We start from the raw sequence: 19,049 nt of genomic DNA, 5'->3' as shown, positions 1-19,049 counted from the left end.
GAGGCTTCTCAGAAGCGGGGTTCGAAGGCGACACGGGTACCGGACGCCCCTGTTTGCCCGTGTGCGGGCATTTGAAGCAGGCACAGCGCTTTTTTTCAGGCACAAGCAAATCTCCCAATCGAACAAGGAAAATGAACAATTCGAAGGAAGAGTTAGCGAAGTCGGTGCTTGTAGCCGTTGAGCTCAGGGCCGTCAGCGAACAGCGGAAGCGTCAGGAAGGAGCACCGCGAATACGCAAAAAGGATAAGGAGCTTCGCCACAGTGGCCCGGGCGAACGCCAAGACTTCGAGCCAGTACTTGACCTCCCGTTCAAGAGAGGGTGTGAGTTCGATAAATCGACAGTACGAGGCAATGAAATCCAATGCCTTGCGCGCTTGCTCAGCCTCATCCAATGCTTTGGTTAAAGCATTCATCCAGACAGAACCAAAAATCGTTTTCCCCGACCCAAAGCCAACGTGGATTAGGGTTCCGCTATCTACGGGCAGGCTGTTTGCGATGCCATGCTCAGCATCGTCTCTGAAGTCAGAGTCCCGCACGATGCTCTGCAGCTCAGCCGTGAACATGCTGAGCAGAATTTCAGCAATCTGCACCTTCATCCTGATCGTCATGTTTGTATGCTTCGTTGAAGATTGATCGTCCATATGGATTCTCGTATTTGCCACCCAATCAACATAGCCACGTTGCTGAATACCGGCAACCCCCTAAGTACCGCTGTGAGGGTCGGGCACCTGAATTGAAGCACCCTAGAGAGTGTCAATTACTCTTCAAAGGCCGAACGCGAAGGGCTGGCTGTGGGCATCAACCTCTGCTGGTGTTGATACCTGTGACAAACTCAAGCAGGTCACAAAAGCGACCCGCCCCACTACGATCCAAATGGTAACCTTCGATGCCGGCTACTCGGGGGCCATCAGCATCACATCGCCGGGAGTCTCCGATCATCAAAACGTGAGGCGCGTTCGATCCTGGGAGTTGGCTGGGTGCAACCTCGAGCTGGGTGCAGATGTGTTGGTACATGGCCACATCAGGCTTCATCAGCCCAACCTCGGCACTGAGCGCATAGCCATCGAGCCCCGGCAGCAAATTCCGGGCTACCGAGCAATACGGGCCACCCAAGTTCGAGCACACGCCAATTTTTATTTGGTGGTTTCGCAGAAGAGCGAGCGCCGGCAGCGCATCCTCAAAGAGTGTGATCGATTCAAGTTCGACCTCAAGGCAGCTCTGGAGCTCAGTGAGTTGAGTGGAGGACAGCTTGATTCCACAAAAATCAGCAGTCCCCTGCAACCCACAGGCGTTAGTCATGATCCAGCGAATGTCATCGGGTGATGCGACGCGCCCCTGCGCTGAGCCCAGACGGAGAAGTCGCCGATAGGGATTCTGCCTATTTCGAATCTCAAGAAGCGTACCGAAGGCATCGAAAATCACCCCATCTACCATCTGGCCCTCCTCAATCGAATAACCTAGCCTGGGCGATCGCTGGCACTCAGCGTTAGCGAACCACGATACCATGGCCGGCCAGTTCGCTTACTAGTGTTTTACGCCGAAGCATTTTAGGAATTGTGAACATGCTTCTATATCCGTAAAAAAGACCCACCGGAACAAACAAAAGACCCAGGCCGTATGTGGCGGTTGCAATAATTAGCCCTGCCGGAACCGCTGCAAGAGTGAATACAATGCCTTTCAGTACACTAGACCTGGCGACAAGCTTCATGTGATCGAGGTCATACTCGACCTTTCCATCTGCCTTTTGGAACGCCACTAGAACGATGGTTTTCTTGTTCAAATGCTTGTAGTACCACGTACGAGGCTTGTCAGTAACAATCGCCCCGTGCCTTTTCAAGTAGTCCAACATGCAAACTTCTTTGAAATATAAAGTTTTTCCTTCACTGTCTTCGCACCGAACTTGGCTATAGAGCGTATCAATGTCAGCAGAGTTTTTAACAATGTAGTTCTTAACAGTGAGCTCAATTTTTTTCAGATCAGACATGCATTTTCCTTAGTGCGCTTTGAAGTGGTACGTGAATGCGAGCGCACACGAAGCCGTCCAGCGGATTGGTCTGCGGGATACATAAAGGTCTAAATCCAAGGCGCTCGCCGCGCCTTGCCAAGTACTACAGCTCGAAAACGGCCTTTGGGCCGGGTGAGTCAACCCAATTGGATGCTCACCGCGGCTCGCTGAGCTCACTAGCGATAACGTAATAGTCTTTGCCACTTAGGCTGCGCATTAGCTTGAACCCCGCCCTTGTCTCAACCAGCTGAAGTGGAGGGGTAGCAACCGTCATTCCATTCGAGCTTACGTTTGACTGATCGTTGTAAACGAACGCCGCATAGCTCTGCCCTACCCTTGCTGCGTTGACAAGGTAAGCGTCGACCACCACACCCCAGGAAATGCCCTGTGCCTGGATGACCTCCGAGGGAAGATCCTGATCGAGCTCTATCGGCTCGATGGCGTGGTCAAAAAAGTGCTTCATCGCCGAAGTGGCCATTAGATTTGGATCTCGAAGTAAGGGTCAAAACCGGTGCTCTCCTCAGGGTAGCCACGGGGGTTTGAGATCACCCGGCAGCCGGCCAGCTCAACATCTGTAGCCTCATGCGTGTGACCGAACACCCACACATGGGCCTTCTCGATCAAATGCGGCCAGTCGTTAGTGTACGCTGCAGTAAGATGCCCTTCATGCTGCTCACCAATCACCACGGGAAATGGTGAGTGATGGGTCACCACTACCGTTTTGCCGCCAAACGGTCGAGCGAGCTCTTGGGTGAGCCAGTCCTTAGCGATGTGGTTCCGGGTAACCAAGTCATCCGGTCTCAATCGTCTGTAGTTTGAGTCTGCCCTGATGTACTTGAAGTCGTTCATGCCTTGCCTGGCAGCGTTGCTGGCCGAGACCTGGTTCCCTGTTGACGTGAAGTCAGTCCATGCTGTGCTGCCGAGGATTCTGACGTCCCCCAGAATCAGCGATTCGTTTTCCAGCACATGCACGTGGCCGGCCGCGGCGTCCTTCATCTTCTGCAAGGTGCGATCAAGGTGCCCGTCGTAATATTCGTGGTTCCCTGTGACGTACACGACCTGGCAGGCGAACGTCTCGTTGGCCCATTGGACGCCCCTGGCTTTTTTGTTGATGTCACCAGCGAGGATTACCAGTTCAACCCCAGAGTCGAGGGGCGGCGGGTCGAAACGGTGGAACTCGGCGTGGAGGTCTGAATAAATTCTGATTCGCAAAACGCTGGCCTTGAGGCTTTAGCTATAAATTGACGCCGACTGGGTTACAGAGCGCACGCGTGCCGGGACTCGGCGCAATGGAACGGGAGCATCCCGACCTTCACTTCTTCGATCAGAGCACTGCACAAGCGTGCCAGTCAGTTCATTTCGCAGCACTATATTGCATGGAGTCGAACCGCGCAATATGGCTTTATCCTCGGCTTTGGGTATTCCAAATGTCGTTGAGAGAACCGCTAGCCGCAGTCTTGAGGCTGACACGTACCGCCCGAAACCTGTCCCAGGAAGACTTTCATGGTCGGGTCGAAGCTCGGCATATGAACAATATCGAGCGCGCGAGAAGCAGCCCTACCCTGTCATCGCTCGAAGACATCGCCATCGCATTGGACGTTGATCTCGTAGCACTCGTGGCCGTGGCCAGCGCTCATAACCGTAGCCAGACCCCGTCGGAATTTTTGAAACACTTGGCCGGCGAGATCACCAAGCTTCAGAAGCTGGGTGTACTAAACAAGCTCGACGGCGAGTTCACCGGCGGCAAGCTTCAGTCAGTGCACGGTCGCATTCGATCAGGCGCTGCCAATCGGACAGCGGTGCTTCAATGCAAAGTTGAAGGTAAGACGCAGAAGGAGACTGCGGAACTTCTGGGGCTTGCGAAGTCGACAGTTAGCAAATATTGGAATGAACGGAGCTGAGCCGAGGGGAGCAAAATATCGCAACAAACTTACTTACCATAGGGCCAACAATAGAGCAAAGCATGGCCCTTTGGTCTAGCTCGTGCCAGTAGCCTCGTCAGACGCACTAGTGTTCAAGACTAACATCAAGTGACCTCACTCCCGAATGTGTCACCAGATGCTGATGACAGCCGTGTTGTGCAAGTTACATTGGCCGTCAACGAACCTCATGACACCATGTGCATTTCGAACAAATACATTGTGAGCAGGCAATTGAAAAAGCCTTGAATATGCATTCATCTTATTACTTGAGCATCGCGCTTGCGATTGGGTTTTAAGTTGTAGCGGCGATATAATATAACTCTTCTCTTTCTGTGTATGACCACTTGCCTCGTCACGATGGGTCAGCGTGTACGAAGCGTTCATGCACACAAAGAATTGGGTCGGAATCGTAGCCCTCTTCACGATTAGACCAGAACATTTGTTCTGTTTTGCACTCGCCCTTTCCAATGCCCCCCAAATATCAAAAAAAGAAACCAACTGAGTTACTAGGGCTTCTCTCAGGCTAGCAGCGTCTTGGGAAAGAAGATCGCTAAAAGCCTCAATCATAGGTAAGCTAGATCTAAGCGCCTGGTACTCAGGAAAAGTTGAAACTCCCCCTGATGACACCAGCCATGAGCAGTAAGCGGACACGCAGGTGCAGCTAGCCGAAAGGCTGAGAACATTAAGCTGACTGTGGCTTAGTGACTTCATAGTATTGAAGCATTTTCGGTGCTGCCTTATGTACTCTTTAAAGAAATGACGCCGCATGCACTTCAGACAGCTTACAACGTCCCTTACATTGAATCTAGGTCGCTGATTACTAGGCAATTTACCTATGCTGAATTTGCAAGTACTAGCACCTTGAGCATTTGAATTATCGATGCCAATTGCCGCAGGGGCGTAGTTGACAACGCAAACGTCGTGAGAAAAATTATTATCTTGCCAATATAGATCAAATGGAAGGCCCACGCGCCCCCTTACATATTCAAAATAAAACTCACTACTCTCAAGGTCTCGCACACCGGAAATCTTCGAAATCACTTTACAAACGTCACCCAAATCCAAGCGTTCAATATCTTCTAACCAAACCTGATATTCATCGCCAATTATTTTAAATGCTCTGATTTCGTCTAGTGGCAATTTGACGATCGGTATACGCTCAAGGGCCAGAGACCTCAAGTGCTCGCAAGATTTGCTTTTGTTAAGCGGCTTAGTATAAAGGCTTCCGCCCTTTATCAAGGCGACTGTGCAGCCCCTGCAGTACGTCAATACCTTATGATGCACTGGGCATTTCTCTAGCAATGGATTTTGAAAAAGCGATGAATGAAAATTTTGAGTGATGCAATCCTGGCAATGCCGAATGATTTGGGCGCGGGCTTGGCTTGGCGAGTGAAAATTTGAGCTTATGCAGCTTTGCTTCAAGGTAAGCGCTGAAAGCTGTAAGCGCTTATTCAGATCCAACAAAAGTTTTTCGTGATGCCGTCCTAAGCTTGATGCAATTGCACTACCGCCATTAACATCAATACCTTTCAATAAGGCACTCAGGCTAATGCGATTAATAATCAAGGTTTTTGCAATGATTAACCAGCAAGATTGATATGGAGTTTCAATCTTCGGGTAAGACAAGACCTTATCCATTAGAGACCTCTTCCGTGACATCTATGAGCTGTGCGAACTCACCCATCCCCGAAACTCGGATAGCACTGACCACCATGGATTGTGTGAGAATAAATTCGGGTTTATCTCCGGGCCTCGCGGTAGCAAGTATATAGCCAATGGCGGTAAACAAATGAGCAGTAGGGATGATTTTTGCTTTCGAGGAAGAAACTGCTTTTTTTGCCTCTTTGAAGATCAATTCAGCGGAGTTCGCGAGCCTGAAGCCAGCACCAAAAGCATTGGGCACAAAAAAATTAGTAAAAGTGCAGGCGCTTAACTCCGGAAACATTAACTCTTCATCAAATTTTTCAAGGGTCGCAGCCAACCAGCTAACCTCCGCACAACCTTTGAATCTCTCCCTCCGGCTAAGAAATCTGGCGACCAGCGCGATCTGCCCTCCCCGACTCAGTGTGGTTCGTACGCTGTTAATCTCATGCTGTGCAAACCCGATGGTGGTGAGGGAGATATTATTGAGTTTCAGCTCATTTTGAATAGCCTGAAGGGCTTGATAATCTTTGGTTACCATAGCTTGCATTTCGTCAATCATTAGCAAACAATGCTTTCCACTTTTTCCCGACAACTCACAAATTATGTGATCAACCACGCGATCCCGCGCCTCTGACTTTGACAGACGATAAGTGTCTTTTTCCAAGCCCATACTTTTAAATATCGTCGGAATGATGCCTATCTCTTTGGAGGGATCGCAAGACGCCATAATTACCATTTTGTCCGGAAACTCCTTGCAAATCAGATACCGCACAGCTTTGGCACATTCAGTCTTACCCATTCGAGGTGTTGACCAAAAATAGACACTGGGTTCGCTAAGAAATATTAGCTCCCTAACTTTCTGATAAATCTCTACGATAGTAGGAGTAAGAGTGAAGTAGTTTTTCAGCATAAGTGGGTGTTGCGACTGCAGTTCATCCCTTCGAACACTGTCTAACGGATCAAAACCACGCATCCCTAACTCCTCCAGTCAAAAATCCTTGATCATTTTATTCAAGTCTGGCATTGGATATGGAATAATGGTCGCAGTTTTTTGCGGCTTGGGTTCATCATTATTTTTATCCGGGCTCGGTGACGTCTCAGATACTTCGACATTCCTTGTTAGGGGGCTTGTAACTTCGTCATTTGAGTCGTTACCTGGCTTGTACGAGTTAAGCTCTTCACCTCCTAAGTCCATGCCCGCTAAGACTTCCATCTCGACTCTCTTATGCTCTGTGGCTGCCTTGGCGACACTCATGGCAACATCTGCTGCGCCATCTTTTATGCCTTGGGCGACGTTTGACAAGTACTTCATATACAAGATAATTGGATCATCAAACTCAGAGACAATTAACAGCTTCTGGGCCAGAAGACTATTAATGGACTTTCGAGTTTTTCGGCTATGCCTTGTCAGCGACCATTTCCCACAGGCTGTAAGATTCTCCATAAATGAACCATCAGGCCAATATGCCTTGAGGATTCTCATATCATCCTCATCGACCTCCACAATGATTTTCTTATCCGCAAGCCATGCTGACTCTTTCAGCACGCCTGACGAATAATGCACACGATCAAGTTGAATATAAGGCCTGACTCCTCGCTTTGGATAACACCTCACAATGACCGATTCGGTAACAGAATAATTAGTCATTTTCGAAACATTCTCTTGGAGCACAGTTCTAGGAATGTAGTGCCTGCTGTCCTTATTCAACTTTTGTCGAATGTACTCATTCGGCGAGAGGAAACCTATACCCTCTGAGGGCGTGGCATTGCTCAAAGCAAAATGGTAAAAGGCGAGTTCCTCAATCAAGCTAGCATCGATCTTGAGGTGAGCTGATACCTCAGAACTACCTTCGGCTCGCCCTGACCCAGGGCTGGAACCTGTTGTGCTTGGTAGGCGCTGGAATATTTGACTAGCCAGCTCTTTAAAAGACCTCTCCACATTTGGACGCATCTCGAAATGACCAGGGGGCCCGTAGCATAGTGAATATCCTAACTTTTTGCGGAGGACATCAGATACCGCACTAGAGAGATTTGCTAGCGCATTATCGGGCATCAGCACTGTTGGAATTGTATGAGCAAGCTCAGGGAATATTTCTCCCGGAAAACCTACATCTCCACTCAAATTCATTCCAAGAACTTCTTTTCTAGGTCTAGGAAGATTTACCCTCAGACTCTCGGTCAGCAATCTGACAACGTCGACCGCACTCACCTCACTACTGAAGATGACGATAAACCACCAAACAGCCGTTGAAGCCCGATCTACCAAAGCCATGATATTGATCCGTTGTATCGGAACATAGCTTATTAGACCGTCTCCATTATCGAACCCAATGGAGAATTGCGCATCAACATGGTAGCTATCAATTTCCGCTGCCTCCATCATGTATTCAAATGTAAGCAAAGCGTTATTACCGCTGCCTACCATAAGATGAGCCTTGGCAGCCACTTCACCGTTCACCGTCACATTGCGATCAAAATCTTGATCAAGTACTTGCTGGACAAACTTCCCTATGCTTCTTGAACCCAAGAGCTTTGTGCCATAGGGCCACTCGTCCTTAGGATGATTCTTCCCTTTAAGGTAATCCATCATCTCCTTATGTACATTTTTAGGCTTGATGCGAAACTCATATACGGTTCTTTCATGCTTAAGCTTGAGCACTTTTCTGACCAGCACCAGTTTTAGGTCAGGGTATTTAGTCAGCAAGTTAGCAAACGCGCCGGCATATCCGCCTTTGCCCTCTGGGAATTTTGGCTTTATAGGACTAGTACGCGTATACACTTCCACCCTAACGTTAGGTATTAAGGCCTGATACCCTCGAACCAGACCGTTACTCGCTATTGACAGACATCTTTTGATCAGTCTGTGCAGCTCAGGAGCTTTTATTTCTGTTGCATCTTCGATTGCGTAAAGGCTGTCTCCTTCAGCATATAGGTCAACAGCCTTCACGCGATTTATGAATCGTTCTTCAGTATCCGGATCCATGCCATCAGTCACGACAGATGGCCAAGGGCGCGTTGACCTAATTGCCGATACAATCTCGGAGCGACTCCTTTTGGCGCTCATGTAAGCTTCCAGTAACTGTGGTTACCAAATGGGAGCTCCATCAGGTCAATGCCCACTCCTCCCGCTAAGACTTTTTCTGCGAATATCCCCAACACCACCATCGGATCATGTCTGGATGTCGCTAATAGGATTTGCTCAACTTTCCCTGCCTTCAGAGCTAGAAGTGCCAATTCTACGGAGCCTTTGGTCGCGTTATGTTTTCGCCCTCTGATTTGAGACGCGTAACCGATCAGCGTTAATGTTCTAGTAGCCTTTTTTGCCTGTTGCCTGAGATGGTCATAATACACCCTAACAAAAGTTACTTGGCGCTCCTCTACTACCGCCCTGCCCGCAAAACGTTCGCGCAGCGCAATAGTGCTTTCTTTGACCCCGCCATCACCTGCGGACAAAGTATGAATTTGCACGTCACCATTCATTCTCTCTACTCGAATGACCTCACTATTACGAAACTTATCCTCGCCCTCTAGCTTCAACTCCGCCTCATAGCCAAACTGAAAGCTACGGATTGTTGGATCGGTTTCCAAGTGCGTCACCCAGTAAACGCATTCATTATTGCTGGCTAGAGCAAGGTCTTTCTGGGATTTCGGGCTATACACGACCCAAAGAGCATTTCTGGTATTTTTTCGGGCTCCATGGGAGGACATCAACTTCCCTCGAAGCTTCGACTTGAGTGTCGCCATCACTACCTCTATCTGCCATGATAATCCCAGGAACTCCGCTCATACCCATTGGCGACCTTAGACTGGCTTGGCTGAATATGCCAAATAACTTTTTCATCTAATAAAAGTCATCAGATCTCTTACCGGATATAGCTGGCACTATTAAGCATTATATTGAAGGACGGCAAAATCTCTGATCAATATTTATAATACCCAGTGTTTAGCTAGAGCTTGAAATTGTCTTAGACATATATTGAGCGCAATACATCCGCACTACCCCCTTGAAACCTATTTTAAATCATTGAGATATCAGTCAGGGAGCGGTGGCCTCTTTGGTGGCTCATCAAGCCAGTAAAAGGCTGGCACCCTTCCTGCTAGTGCCTGCAAACCCGTTGGTATTGGACTGCCCTAGCCCGGGCTTTATGTTGTAGTGGCCTAACGAAGCTGGCCACCCATTCGCGCGAGAATGCTTGCGATAGAGAGGTGTCTGATGACAAAACAACGCCGTACCCATACCCTTGGGCTCAAGTGAGTAGACGCCAGCTTGCTGGAAGGTCAATGTATATTTATGACGCATGTCGGCTGGTTGATTCATCCCCTTGCCGCTGTGTGAGCCAACTGCAGCAAGAACGTGGCGGTGTCACCGCCGACCAGCAAAGTACTGATGCCTTAGGAGAAAAAAATCCTGGAACTAAAAGCCCGCATCAATCGCTTGGAATGGGAAAGGCTACCGCGATCTTGGTAGTCGAGGAGCGCAAGCGCTCGCGTTAGTCGATCAGCTCCGCTCAGAAGTGACGGTTGATCTGTTTTGCTCATATTTTAGAGTCAAAAGACCTTGCTATTACGAACACTGCCGCAAACGACGCAAGCCGGATGTTAATGGTTCGAAGCGTTTGTCAGCGGGGGCAGGCAAAGCGAAGGCCGACGAAGGTGCGAGGTGCTTCATGCTCTAGGGGCCATGCTGACTCTTTCTCCATTTCTAATCTTTACTAGACAACCTTCTCCATTTCTATCCTTTGCAGTATTTGTGCTCCATTTCTATTCTTTATTGGCAAAAAAATGGTCAGCAACCGTGCGAAAAAATCTCGAGTGCAATGCAGAGCATCTTCATATCTTATTGATTCTATAGACTTTTACTTTTAGTAGAGATTTACAAAGCTTTAGTTCCGAGTACTACCATCACCCACAAGCATCACTGAAAACCAATTCACCGCGCACCAATCCCTTGGCGAGCGTCATCACGGCAACCACTAAACTACCAGCGCGTGCGCAACGTCATGCCCATGCTGCGCGGGTCGCCGGTAAGCACTCCGTAATCACCTGCACCAAGCCGAGGGTAAACGGCGGTGATGTAGTTCTCGTCGAACAGATTGCGCGCCCACAGTTCGGCTTCCCAACGCCTGTTGCTGCGGCGCAGTCCAAGACGCAGGTTGGTCAGTCCATAGGATGGCTGGTAGCTGCCCTGGCCACCTTCGAGCGTGCCGTAGTAACCGCTGCGGAATTTGTAGTCCAGGGCGCTGAACAGCTCCAGGCCATGCTCCAGTGGGTAGCGATAGTCGATTCCAGCGTTGGCGTTCCACTCTGGAGCGTTGAACACGCGTTGACCTCCCAAATCGCACGACCACTGCGCGCTGGTTGGCGAGCACGGCGCGTTGGGGAAATCCCGGTAGCGTGCGTCACTCCAGGCGATCCCCAGCCTCAGGTCAACCCGTTCGCTGGCACGTAGCTGCGCGTCCAGTTCGATCCCGCGCAGGCGCACTTTGCCGACATTGATCAGGTTGTCGCGGATCGGCGGCGAGAACTGGTCCGCCGGCGCACGGTTGGTCAATGCCTGGTAGTCGTCGACATCGGCCTGGTACACAGCCAGATCGAGCACGCCTCGTTCGTTCCAGAAGCTGCGCTTGAGGCCCACCTCGACCGAAGTGACCCGCTCCGCATCGAATGTCGATGAGACATTGGGGCCGATTACGTCGAGATTGATTCCACCGGCCTTATAACCGCGTGACCAACTGGCATAGCCGAGCAGGTCATCGGCAAACTGGTAGCTGAACGTCAATTGTCCGGAAAGATTGCTCTCCTCGATCGCATCACGTCGGTAGTACTCGCCGCCGAGTGCGACGCTGCGCAGCAACGGGCCCGCCAACTGCGAGATCAGGTCAGGGCCCAGTGGCGCCAACCCCGAAACGCTGCGCGACAACCAGCCCTGCTTGCGCTCGCGGGTGTAACGCAGCCCTGGCGTGATCGCCAGGCGGTCCGTGGCATGCCAGGTGAGTTGACCGAACACGGCGCGGCTGTCGGTGCGCTGCTGACCGTCGAAGTCCTGCTGCGCGCCATCGAGCAATGACGGGGCAATCATTCCGGGCGTAATGCCCAGCCAGTCGATTTCCGGGCGATCCCCCAGAAAATAAGCGGCCGCGTCCTCGCCGAAACGCACGCCCACCTCGCGGTTCAACTTCTGCCGCAAATAATAAAGGCCCACCACGTAGTCGAAGTGTTCGTTGGGCGAATCGGCCAGGCGCAACTCCTGGCTGAATTGATGGTGATCGAGTTTCACGGCGGCGTTTTCGGCCACCGACAGCGGCATGCCATCGCCGTCCTGGTCCGCATCATAGGTCCAGTCGCGGTAACCGCTGATGCTGGTCAGCGTGGCGCCGCTGTCGAGCAGCCAGTTCAACTCCAGCGTAGTGCCGGTCTGCAGCGTCTTCACCGTGTTCGGTTCGTCTTGCTGCACGCGACGCGCATAAGGATCTATCGGCAGTTGTCGGTAGTCAACGAAGGCGGCTCGATCAATGCTCGTCTGGCTGTAGTTGCTGGCCGCAAAGACATTGCCCTGCTCGTCCTGCCAACCATACTCACCGATCAGTCGCGCGCTGAATGTTTCGCTCGGCGTCCACAGCAACTGTCCCCGCAGGCCCTGGCGGTTCTGGTCACCCAGGTGGCTGCCGTCGTAAGTGTTCTCTATGAACCCATCGCGCTCTACGTCGTAGCCGGTCAGGCGCCCTGCCAACACCCCATCGATCAGCGTGCCTGAAACCGTACCGCGGTACTGACGCAGGCCATCACTGCCGACCGACACCTCGCCATTGCCTTGCGGCTCGAAGATGGGCGCGCGGCTGCTGATGTTGATCGCACCTGCCGTGGTGTTTTTGCCATATAGGGTGCCCTGTGGCCCCCGCAACACCTCGACCCGCTCGATATCGACCAGGTCGACCAGCGACATGCCTTGACGCCCGAGGTAAACCCCATCGAGAAACACCCCGACACTGCCGTCCAGGCCATCGTTGTAGGAGCTCGAACCGAGTCCGCGAATACCGTAGCTGGCGTAACGCGTACTGGGCACGGCCACCAACAGACTCGGCACGCGCTGCTGCAGGTCCTCGGTACGGTAGATGCCGGCATCGTTCAATTGCTCGCCATTGAGCACGTTCATGGCAATCGGCACGGCCTGCACGCGCTCCTCGCGGTGGCGGGCAGTGACCTTCACCTCGTCGAGTACCAAGACCGAAGGCCGGCCAGCCTCCGCCTGTTCAGCACCAGGATCCTGATCATCGGCCTGGGCCCCAATCAGATAGAACCAACATACAACATGAAGCAGGCATCCATAGCGCACTCGGGGCTCGATCATCCTGGACACAGCAAACCTCTGATAGCGAACTGACATATAGCCGCTGCGAGGCTACATCATTCAGACTATGGAAAAAATCGTAAACGCTCGGGACAATCCAGTCCCAGGGGGCGGTAACAGCCAAGAACTGTTTGCATCGCGCGTTCGAGCTTGTAGGATCCGCGCATTGTGACTGGATGGCCGAGATTCACCAGGGCCAAAAACGACCGTTATCACACTCATTCGTCTACCCTCACAAAGCGCCATGCGGTTGTTCACGAGTGCCTGGCGCTTCAATATTCCTGCGTTAACGTACCGGAGATTTTCCATGCTCAAGCGTTCCCTGGCATTGGCCGTCGGCTTGACCCTGTCTTTCAGCGCCTTGCTGGCCCAGGCCGCCGACACCCTGAAAGTCAGCGCGATTCCCGATGAAGCCCCTACCGAATTGCTGCGCAAGTTCAAGCCCTTGGGCGCTTATCTGGAACAACAGACCGGCATGAAAGTCGAGTTCATTCCCGTAAGCGACTACCCCGCGGTGGTCGAGGCGCTGGCGACCGACCGCATCGACCTGGCCTGGCTGGGTGGTTTCACGTTCGTGCAAGCACGCTTGAAAACCGGTAATGCGATCCCGCTGGTGCAGCGCGAGCAGGACGCCCAATTCACCAGTAAATTCATCACCGCCGACCCTGCGGTCAAATCCCTCGCCGACCTCAAGGGCAAGACCTTTGCATTCGGTTCAGTGTCTTCCACCTCTGGCAGCCTGATGCCGCGATATTTCATGCTCCAGGACGGCATCAAGCCGGAAAGCTACTTCAGCCGCGTAGGTTACTCGGGCGCCCATGACGCCACCGTCGCCTGGGTCCAGGCCGGCAAAGTGGACGCTGGGGTACTGAACGCCAGCGTCTGGGAAAAACTGGTCGCCGCCGGCAAGGTCGACACCGCCAAGGTCAAGGTGTTTGCCACCACCCCGGCCTACTTCGACTACAACTGGACGGTGCGCGGAACGCTCGATCCGGCGCTGGCAGCCAAAATCAAGGCAGCCTTCCTGGCACTCGACCCGGCAAATCCGAAGGACAAGGAAATCCTCGATCTGCAGGCTGCCAGCCGCTTCATCGAAACCAAGCCTGAGAACTACAAGGGCATCGAGGAAGCCGCACGCGCCGCCGAATTGCTCAAATGACATTACATCTGACCCAGGTCAGCCTTACCCACGCCAACGGTGTCCAGGCGCTACGTGGCGTGGAGCTGCACATCGATGCCGGCGAACAGGTCGCCATCATCGGTCCGTCCGGCGCGGGTAAATCGAGCCTGCTCAATCTGCTGGGCACGGCCCTGCGACCGGGTCAGGGCGAAATGCAGGTGCTCGGTGAAACGGCCTGGCAGTTATCTGCCCGCCAACGACAGCGCCTGCGCGCGCGCATCGGCTTGATCCACCAAGCGCCGCCCCTGCCACCGCGCCAGCGCGTGATCACTGCGGTGCTGGCCGGCAAACTGGGTCAGTGGGGCATGGGCAAGAGCCTGCTGAACCTGCTGCATCCGCTGGATGTTCCCGGCGCACGGGCGGCATTGGCCAGGCTGGATCTGAGCGACAAGCTGTTCGCGCAATGCCAGCAACTCTCCGGCGGCCAATTACAACGCGTTGGCATTGCCCGGGTGCTGTATCAGGCACCCGAGGTGTTGTTGGCCGATGAACCTGTTTCGGCCATGGATCCGGTGCTGGCCGAGCACACCCTTTCAGTGCTCTGTCGCCATGCCCGGGAGCACAACGTCACCCTGGTCGCCAGCCTGCATGCGGTGGACCTGGCCCTGGCGCACTTTTCGCGGATCATCGGCCTGCGTGACGGACAGATCCTGTTCGATCTGCCGACCGATGCCGTCGACCGTGAGCGGCTCGACAAACTCTACGCCAATGAGCAGTTGATACCCTCGCCTCCACCGCCCTCCCCCTTGAGTGTGCAAATCCCGCGATGCTGACACGCGATACCCGAGACCCCGCCAGCGGCCCTCGCCTGCTGCTCTGCCTGTTGGCGCTTGTCCTGCTGTGGCCGGGCATCCACTTCAGCGAGCTGGACCTTGGCGTGCTGGTGACGAGCGACAGTCAAAGCGAGATGGGCCGGTTTGTCTCGGCCTTCTGGCCACCGGCCCATGGCGAAGCGTTCATTGAGCTGCTATTGCAAGCCACCTTGCAGACCTTGGCCATTGCCACGGCGGGTATGGCTTTGGCATTGCTGTTCGCCGTTCCCGCCAGCCTGCTGGCCAGCCGTGCGCTTTCGCTGTCTGCGGCCTCCCGGGGTGGCCAACCGGGCTATTGGGGGCAACTGCTGCGCTGGCCGGTACGCGGTCTGCTGATCTTCCTGCGCAGCGTGCCGGAAATCGTCTGGGCCCTGCTCTTCGTCCGCGCCGTCGGCCTTGGTCCGACTGCTGGGGTATTGGCCATCGCCATTACCTACAGCGGCATGTTGGGCAAGGTCTACGCGGAAATCTACGAGTCGGTCGACCAGCGTCCGGCACATGCGCTGTTGCAGGCTGGCAGCGGCCGACTGACAGCCTTCTGCTACGGGATCCTGCCCAATGTCGCGGCGGAGCTGCTGTCCTACACGGTGTATCGCTGGGAGTGCGCCATCCGCGCCTCGGTGGTGATGGGCTTCGTCGGTGCCGGTGGCCTGGGCCAACAAATGGACCTGTCGTTGCGCATGTTCGCCGGCGGTGAAGTGGCCAGCATGCTGTTGACGTTCCTCGTCCTGGTCCTGCTGGCCGATCAACTCAGTCGCCTGCTGCGCTGGAGGCTGGCATGAACCGCCTGTTCAACGCGATATTGCTCCTGTGCATCGGTGCAGCCGTCGTCGCCTCGTTCGCCTATCTGGGCATCGACCTCGGCCAGCTTGGCGACGGCGACAACCTGAACCGGATGGGCGCTTATGCCGAGCGTTTTCTCAGCCCGGACCTGAGCCCCAGCCATCTGAAAGCAATCGGCCACGGTGCCCTGGAAACCATCGCCATGTCCGCCCTTGGCACCCTGCTCGCCGCGGTGTTCGGCCTGGTCCTGGCCCTCCCCGCCGCCGGGCGCTTCGGTTGGCCGATGCAAAGCGCCTCGCGCCTGGTACTCAACGCCTTGCGCGCGGTTCCCGAACTGGTGTGGGCGGCGCTGATGGTCCTGGCTGCAGGGCTGGGCCCCAATGCTGGCACCCTGGCATTGGCGCTGCACACCACCGGCGTGCTCGGCCGACTGTTCGCCGAAGCGCTGGAAAACACCCCACCCGAACCGGCCGAAGCCATTCGCCTGCAAGGCGGCAATGCCGTGTGGGCGTTCTGTTACGGCACCCTGCCCAACCTGATGCCGCAGCTGTTGGCCTACATCCTGTACCGCTGGGAAAACAACATCCGCATGGCCAGCGTGCTGGGCTTCGTCGGCGCCGGCGGATTGGGGCAAATGCTCTATGTCAGCCTCAGCCTGTTCCAGGAGGCGCAGGCCAGCACGGTGATTCTGGCGATGCTGCTGCTGGTCCTCGCGGTCGACTCGCTGAGCAGTTGGAGTCGTCAACGCTGGGTCAAGGCCTGAGCGCTGCCGCGTAGCGGCGAGTTTGACACCACACGTTCAGACCAGGGTGGCTCCCCTCCCTTGCCCACGGGTTGACCGCAACCACTGCAGCCTGTCAGCGAACTGAAATATCCCCGACTTATTCTGCTGATGCGCGCATTGCGGCGATGTGCGGGTTGTATGTGCCTGCCCGTTCGGAAGTCATCCAGGGAGTCCGCCATGAAAATCAGTGTATTCGGTAGTGGTTACGTGGGATTGGTGCAAGCGGCGGTGTTGGCCGAGGTGGGCCATGACGTGGTGTGCATGGACATAGACGAACAGAAAGTCGAAAGCCTGCGCCAAGGCCAGGTGAGTATCTTCGAACCCGGTCTGGCCGCGCTGGTGCGTGAGGGATTGGAAGCCGGACGTCTGCATTTCACCCACGATGAAAAGCTCGCGGTGCAGCACGGCCAGGTGCTGTTCATCGCCGTGGGTACGCCTTCCAGGGAAGATGGCTCGGCCGATTTGAGTCAGGTCCTGGCCGTCGGTGAGGCGGTCGCTCGTTACCGCGAGCAACCGGTCCTTGTCGTGGAGAAATCCACCGTACCGGTGGGCACCGGCGACGCCCTGCGGGCGCACATCGACAAATGCCTGCTCAAGGCCGGCCGTTTGTTGCAGTTCGATATCGTGTCCAACCCCGAGTTTCTCAAGGAAGGCTCGGCGGTGGCTGATTGTCGCCGTCCGGATCGCATCGTGATCGGCTGCGAAAGCAATGAAGTGCGCGACACCATGCGCGACTTGTACGCGCCCTTCAATCGCAACCATGACCGGATCCTGTTCATGGACCTGCGCAGCGCCGAGCTGACCAAGTACGCCGCCAACGGCATGCTGGCGACGAAGATCAGCTTCATCAACCAGATCGCGGAGCTGGCGGAACACCTGGGTGCTGACATCGAAGCCGTGCGCCTGGGCATCGGCGCGGACTCGCGCATCGGTTATCACTTCATTTACCCGGGTTGCGGCTACGGTGGCTCGTGTTTTCCCAAGGACATGCGCGCGCTGATCCACACGGCCGAGCAAGCCCACTGCTCCAGCGATCTGTTGCAAGCGGTGGAAACCATCAACCAACGGCAGAAGCACAAGCTGTTCGAACGCATCCAGGCGTTCTACAAAGGCGATTTGCGCGGTAAAACCTTCGCGGTGTGGGGCTTGGCCTTCAAGCCCAACACCGACGACATGCGCGATGCGCCGAGTCGTACCCTGCTGGAGGCGTTGTGGGGTGCCGGTGCCAGTGTCCGCGCCTTTGACCCCGAGGCCATGCAGCAGACCCAGCAGCTGTATCCCGACGAATCGAAGCTGATGTTGATGGGCACGCCGGAATCGGTTTTGCCGGAGGCCGATGCACTGGTGATCTGCACTGAATGGCAACCGTTCAAGGCGCCGGATTTCGACCTGATCCAGCAACGGCTCAAGGCTGCGGTGATTTTCGATGGCCGCAACCTGTATGACCCGGACCGCATGGCAGACAAGGGCTTTACCTATTTCCCCATAGGGCGCGGGCAATCGTGCAACCTGCCTATCGCTCAGCAAACCTGGTTTCAAGCGTCCAGAAGCGCATGATCTTCTTTACTTCAAAATAAGTGCACTCAAACAGCATTAATATGAATTTGTAAGCAAGGGCCGCGAACGGCACACTGTGCATCGTTCCTCCCCCAACTGTTGGAACACTTAAAGGGCTTTCAGGGATTCTCCCGTAAGCCCCTTTTTTTGTTCGTTTTTTGGATTTCCGCTTAATGCTTTCTCGCTGGTTCCCCGCTGCTATCAATACCCGCCCCACCGAATGGAGCCGGGCCGCCATCGGTATGGCCCTGGGTACGATGTTCAGTGTCTGGCTGTGTGGCCAGGTTTTTGGCCTTGAGGTGGCGCAACACTTGATTGGCCCGCTCGGCGCCTCGGCCGTGCTGTTGTTTGCCGTCTCCTCAGGCGCCCTCGCCCAGCCCTGGTCGATCTTCGGCGGTTACTTGTGCGCCTCGGTGGTGGCATTGCTGGTGGCCCATGTCCTGGGCCGTACCCTGGGGAGCGCCTGTCTGGCGGCCGGCATGGCGCTGATTTTGATGTGCTGGCTGCGTTGCCTGCACCCTCCGGCGGGCGCCCTGGCGGCGACGATGGTATTGGCCGATCCGTCGATCATCGCCCTGGACTGGCAGGCCGTCGGTGCCGCGATGCTGGCCGGTTCCACCTTGCTATTGAGTGCATTGGCCTACAACAACCTGACGCGCGTGCGCTACCCCAAGCGCGCCAGCGAGCCGACGCCGGTCATTCCCGCCGACCATTCGCCCGTCGACCGTCAGGCCATTACAGCCGAGGACTTGAAGCTCGCTCTTGAGCAAATGGAAGCATTCTTTGACGTAACTCCCGAAGATCTCGAGCAATTGATCCACGCCAGCGAACGCAATGCCAGGCGTCGCAGCATCACCGAAGTCCTCTCGGGTCGCGGCTGAGCCTGAGGCTGCTATAAATATGCAGACAGGACCTGCACGTATCCCGGTTGTGCAAGGCAAATTTGCACTGGTACGATCCTGACCGGGTACGCGCGACACAATTCATAAAGAACAATAAAAGCAGGGAGTTAGC

The 19,049-nt window shown here is 54.6% G+C and carries 17 protein-coding genes; 7 read left to right on the top strand and 10 right to left on the bottom strand.

All coding sequences use genetic code 11. From position 1 onward, the window contains the following. Window positions 1-152: 152 nt before the first annotated feature. From AC3I65_RS12100 to AC3I65_RS12080, 5 genes are all read right to left on the bottom strand, one after another. On the bottom strand, window positions 153-641 hold the full coding sequence (locus AC3I65_RS12100; RefSeq protein WP_122881080.1) for a hypothetical protein: 489 nt from the start codon (window positions 639-641) through the stop codon (window positions 153-155). Window positions 642-798: 157 nt separating this feature from the next. After that, window positions 799-1,434, bottom strand: coding sequence for an HAD family hydrolase (locus AC3I65_RS12095; protein WP_488523771.1), 636 nt, complete (start codon window positions 1,432-1,434; stop codon window positions 799-801). A 52-nt stretch (window positions 1,435-1,486) separates the two neighbouring features. Then, window positions 1,487-1,984, bottom strand: a complete 498-nt coding sequence (locus tag AC3I65_RS12090) for a hypothetical protein (RefSeq protein WP_488523770.1) — start codon at window positions 1,982-1,984, stop codon at window positions 1,487-1,489. A gap of 175 nt (window positions 1,985-2,159) precedes the next feature. Beyond that, window positions 2,160-2,483, bottom strand: a complete 324-nt coding sequence (locus tag AC3I65_RS12085; RefSeq protein ID WP_488523769.1) for a hypothetical protein — start codon at window positions 2,481-2,483, stop codon at window positions 2,160-2,162. Continuing rightward, a complete protein-coding gene (locus AC3I65_RS12080) occupies window positions 2,483-3,217 on the bottom strand; it encodes a metallophosphoesterase family protein (protein ID WP_488523768.1) in 735 nt (244 codons plus the stop codon). The genes AC3I65_RS12085 and AC3I65_RS12080 overlap by 1 nt, the downstream gene beginning before the upstream one ends. A gap of 314 nt (window positions 3,218-3,531) precedes the next feature. On the opposite strand from AC3I65_RS12080, the gene AC3I65_RS12075 reads away from it, so the two are divergent. Continuing rightward, the gene (locus AC3I65_RS12075) at window positions 3,532-3,906 is read left to right on the top strand and encodes an XRE family transcriptional regulator (protein WP_488523767.1); all 375 of its coding nucleotides are present in this window, start codon (window positions 3,532-3,534) and stop codon (window positions 3,904-3,906) included. Window positions 3,907-4,056: 150 nt separating this feature from the next. Here the strand turns inward: AC3I65_RS12075 and AC3I65_RS12070 are convergent, their stop codons facing one another. The 5 genes from AC3I65_RS12070 to AC3I65_RS12050 all read right to left on the bottom strand — a co-directional run bounded on the left by AC3I65_RS12070 (window position 4,057) and on the right by AC3I65_RS12050 (window position 12,793). After that, window positions 4,057-5,565 (bottom strand): hypothetical protein, encoded by a 1,509-nt coding sequence (locus AC3I65_RS12070; RefSeq protein ID WP_488523766.1) that lies wholly within the window; start codon window positions 5,563-5,565, stop codon window positions 4,057-4,059. Next, window positions 5,558-6,544: a P-loop NTPase family protein gene (locus AC3I65_RS12065; RefSeq protein ID WP_167656322.1), complete on the bottom strand. Its 987-nt coding sequence runs from the start codon at window positions 6,542-6,544 to the stop codon at window positions 5,558-5,560. The genes AC3I65_RS12070 and AC3I65_RS12065 overlap by 8 nt, the downstream gene beginning before the upstream one ends. 15 nt (window positions 6,545-6,559) lie before the next feature. Then, window positions 6,560-8,554, bottom strand: coding sequence for a hypothetical protein (locus AC3I65_RS12060; RefSeq protein WP_488523765.1), 1,995 nt, complete (start codon window positions 8,552-8,554; stop codon window positions 6,560-6,562). A 77-nt stretch (window positions 8,555-8,631) separates the two neighbouring features. Further along, window positions 8,632-9,315, bottom strand: a complete 684-nt coding sequence (locus AC3I65_RS12055) for a hypothetical protein (protein ID WP_167656320.1) — start codon at window positions 9,313-9,315, stop codon at window positions 8,632-8,634. Window positions 9,316-10,549: 1,234 nt separating this feature from the next. After that, complete coding sequence (locus AC3I65_RS12050; protein WP_488523764.1) at window positions 10,550-12,793, bottom strand: TonB-dependent receptor; 2,244 nt, start codon at window positions 12,791-12,793, stop codon at window positions 10,550-10,552. 433 nt (window positions 12,794-13,226) lie between these two features. Between AC3I65_RS12050 and AC3I65_RS12045 the strand changes: the two genes are divergently transcribed. The 6 genes from AC3I65_RS12045 to AC3I65_RS12020 all read left to right on the top strand — a co-directional run bounded on the left by AC3I65_RS12045 (window position 13,227) and on the right by AC3I65_RS12020 (window position 18,916). Then, window positions 13,227-14,078, top strand: a complete 852-nt coding sequence (locus tag AC3I65_RS12045) for a putative selenate ABC transporter substrate-binding protein (RefSeq protein ID WP_107322490.1) — start codon at window positions 13,227-13,229, stop codon at window positions 14,076-14,078. After that, window positions 14,075-14,872: a phosphonate ABC transporter ATP-binding protein gene (locus tag AC3I65_RS12040; protein WP_488523763.1), complete on the top strand. Its 798-nt coding sequence runs from the start codon at window positions 14,075-14,077 to the stop codon at window positions 14,870-14,872. The genes AC3I65_RS12045 and AC3I65_RS12040 overlap by 4 nt, the downstream gene beginning before the upstream one ends. Then, window positions 14,866-15,693, top strand: coding sequence for a PhnE/PtxC family ABC transporter permease (locus AC3I65_RS12035; protein ID WP_047226488.1), 828 nt, complete (start codon window positions 14,866-14,868; stop codon window positions 15,691-15,693). The genes AC3I65_RS12040 and AC3I65_RS12035 overlap by 7 nt, the downstream gene beginning before the upstream one ends. Continuing rightward, the gene (phnE, locus tag AC3I65_RS12030; protein WP_488523762.1) at window positions 15,690-16,457 is read left to right on the top strand and encodes a phosphonate ABC transporter, permease protein PhnE; all 768 of its coding nucleotides are present in this window, start codon (window positions 15,690-15,692) and stop codon (window positions 16,455-16,457) included. The genes AC3I65_RS12035 and phnE overlap by 4 nt, the downstream gene beginning before the upstream one ends. A 198-nt stretch (window positions 16,458-16,655) precedes the next feature. Further along, window positions 16,656-18,035: a UDP-glucose dehydrogenase family protein gene (locus AC3I65_RS12025; RefSeq protein ID WP_488523761.1), complete on the top strand. Its 1,380-nt coding sequence runs from the start codon at window positions 16,656-16,658 to the stop codon at window positions 18,033-18,035. Window positions 18,036-18,208: 173 nt separating this feature from the next. Continuing rightward, the gene (locus AC3I65_RS12020) at window positions 18,209-18,916 is read left to right on the top strand and encodes an HPP family protein (RefSeq protein ID WP_488523760.1); all 708 of its coding nucleotides are present in this window, start codon (window positions 18,209-18,211) and stop codon (window positions 18,914-18,916) included. Window positions 18,917-19,049: the final 133 nt, after the last annotated feature.

Source organism: Pseudomonas sp. N-1-13, from assembly GCF_057787095.1.
Note: the sequence above shows the minus strand (reverse complement) of the source record. Positions and strands in the feature narration are given on the sequence as shown.

Coding starts and splice junctions, on each gene's coding strand:
- AC3I65_RS12100 (WP_122881080.1), bottom strand. CDS start 641: ATGGACGATCAATCTTCAACGAAGCATACAAACATGACGATCAGGATG.
- AC3I65_RS12095 (WP_488523771.1), bottom strand. CDS start 1,434: ATGGTAGATGGGGTGATTTTCGATGCCTTCGGTACGCTTCTTGAGATT.
- AC3I65_RS12090 (WP_488523770.1), bottom strand. CDS start 1,984: ATGTCTGATCTGAAAAAAATTGAGCTCACTGTTAAGAACTACATTGTT.
- AC3I65_RS12085 (WP_488523769.1), bottom strand. CDS start 2,483: ATGGCCACTTCGGCGATGAAGCACTTTTTTGACCACGCCATCGAGCCG.
- AC3I65_RS12075 (WP_488523767.1), top strand. CDS start 3,532: ATGAACAATATCGAGCGCGCGAGAAGCAGCCCTACCCTGTCATCGCTC.
- AC3I65_RS12070 (WP_488523766.1), bottom strand. CDS start 5,565: ATGGATAAGGTCTTGTCTTACCCGAAGATTGAAACTCCATATCAATCT.
- AC3I65_RS12065 (WP_167656322.1), bottom strand. CDS start 6,544: ATGCGTGGTTTTGATCCGTTAGACAGTGTTCGAAGGGATGAACTGCAG.
- AC3I65_RS12060 (WP_488523765.1), bottom strand. CDS start 8,554: ATGGATCCGGATACTGAAGAACGATTCATAAATCGCGTGAAGGCTGTT.
- AC3I65_RS12055 (WP_167656320.1), bottom strand. CDS start 9,315: ATGGCGACACTCAAGTCGAAGCTTCGAGGGAAGTTGATGTCCTCCCAT.
- AC3I65_RS12045 (WP_107322490.1), top strand. CDS start 13,227: ATGCTCAAGCGTTCCCTGGCATTGGCCGTCGGCTTGACCCTGTCTTTC.
- AC3I65_RS12040 (WP_488523763.1), top strand. CDS start 14,075: ATGACATTACATCTGACCCAGGTCAGCCTTACCCACGCCAACGGTGTC.
- AC3I65_RS12035 (WP_047226488.1), top strand. CDS start 14,866: ATGCTGACACGCGATACCCGAGACCCCGCCAGCGGCCCTCGCCTGCTG.
- phnE (WP_488523762.1), top strand. CDS start 15,690: ATGAACCGCCTGTTCAACGCGATATTGCTCCTGTGCATCGGTGCAGCC.
- AC3I65_RS12025 (WP_488523761.1), top strand. CDS start 16,656: ATGAAAATCAGTGTATTCGGTAGTGGTTACGTGGGATTGGTGCAAGCG.
- AC3I65_RS12020 (WP_488523760.1), top strand. CDS start 18,209: ATGCTTTCTCGCTGGTTCCCCGCTGCTATCAATACCCGCCCCACCGAA.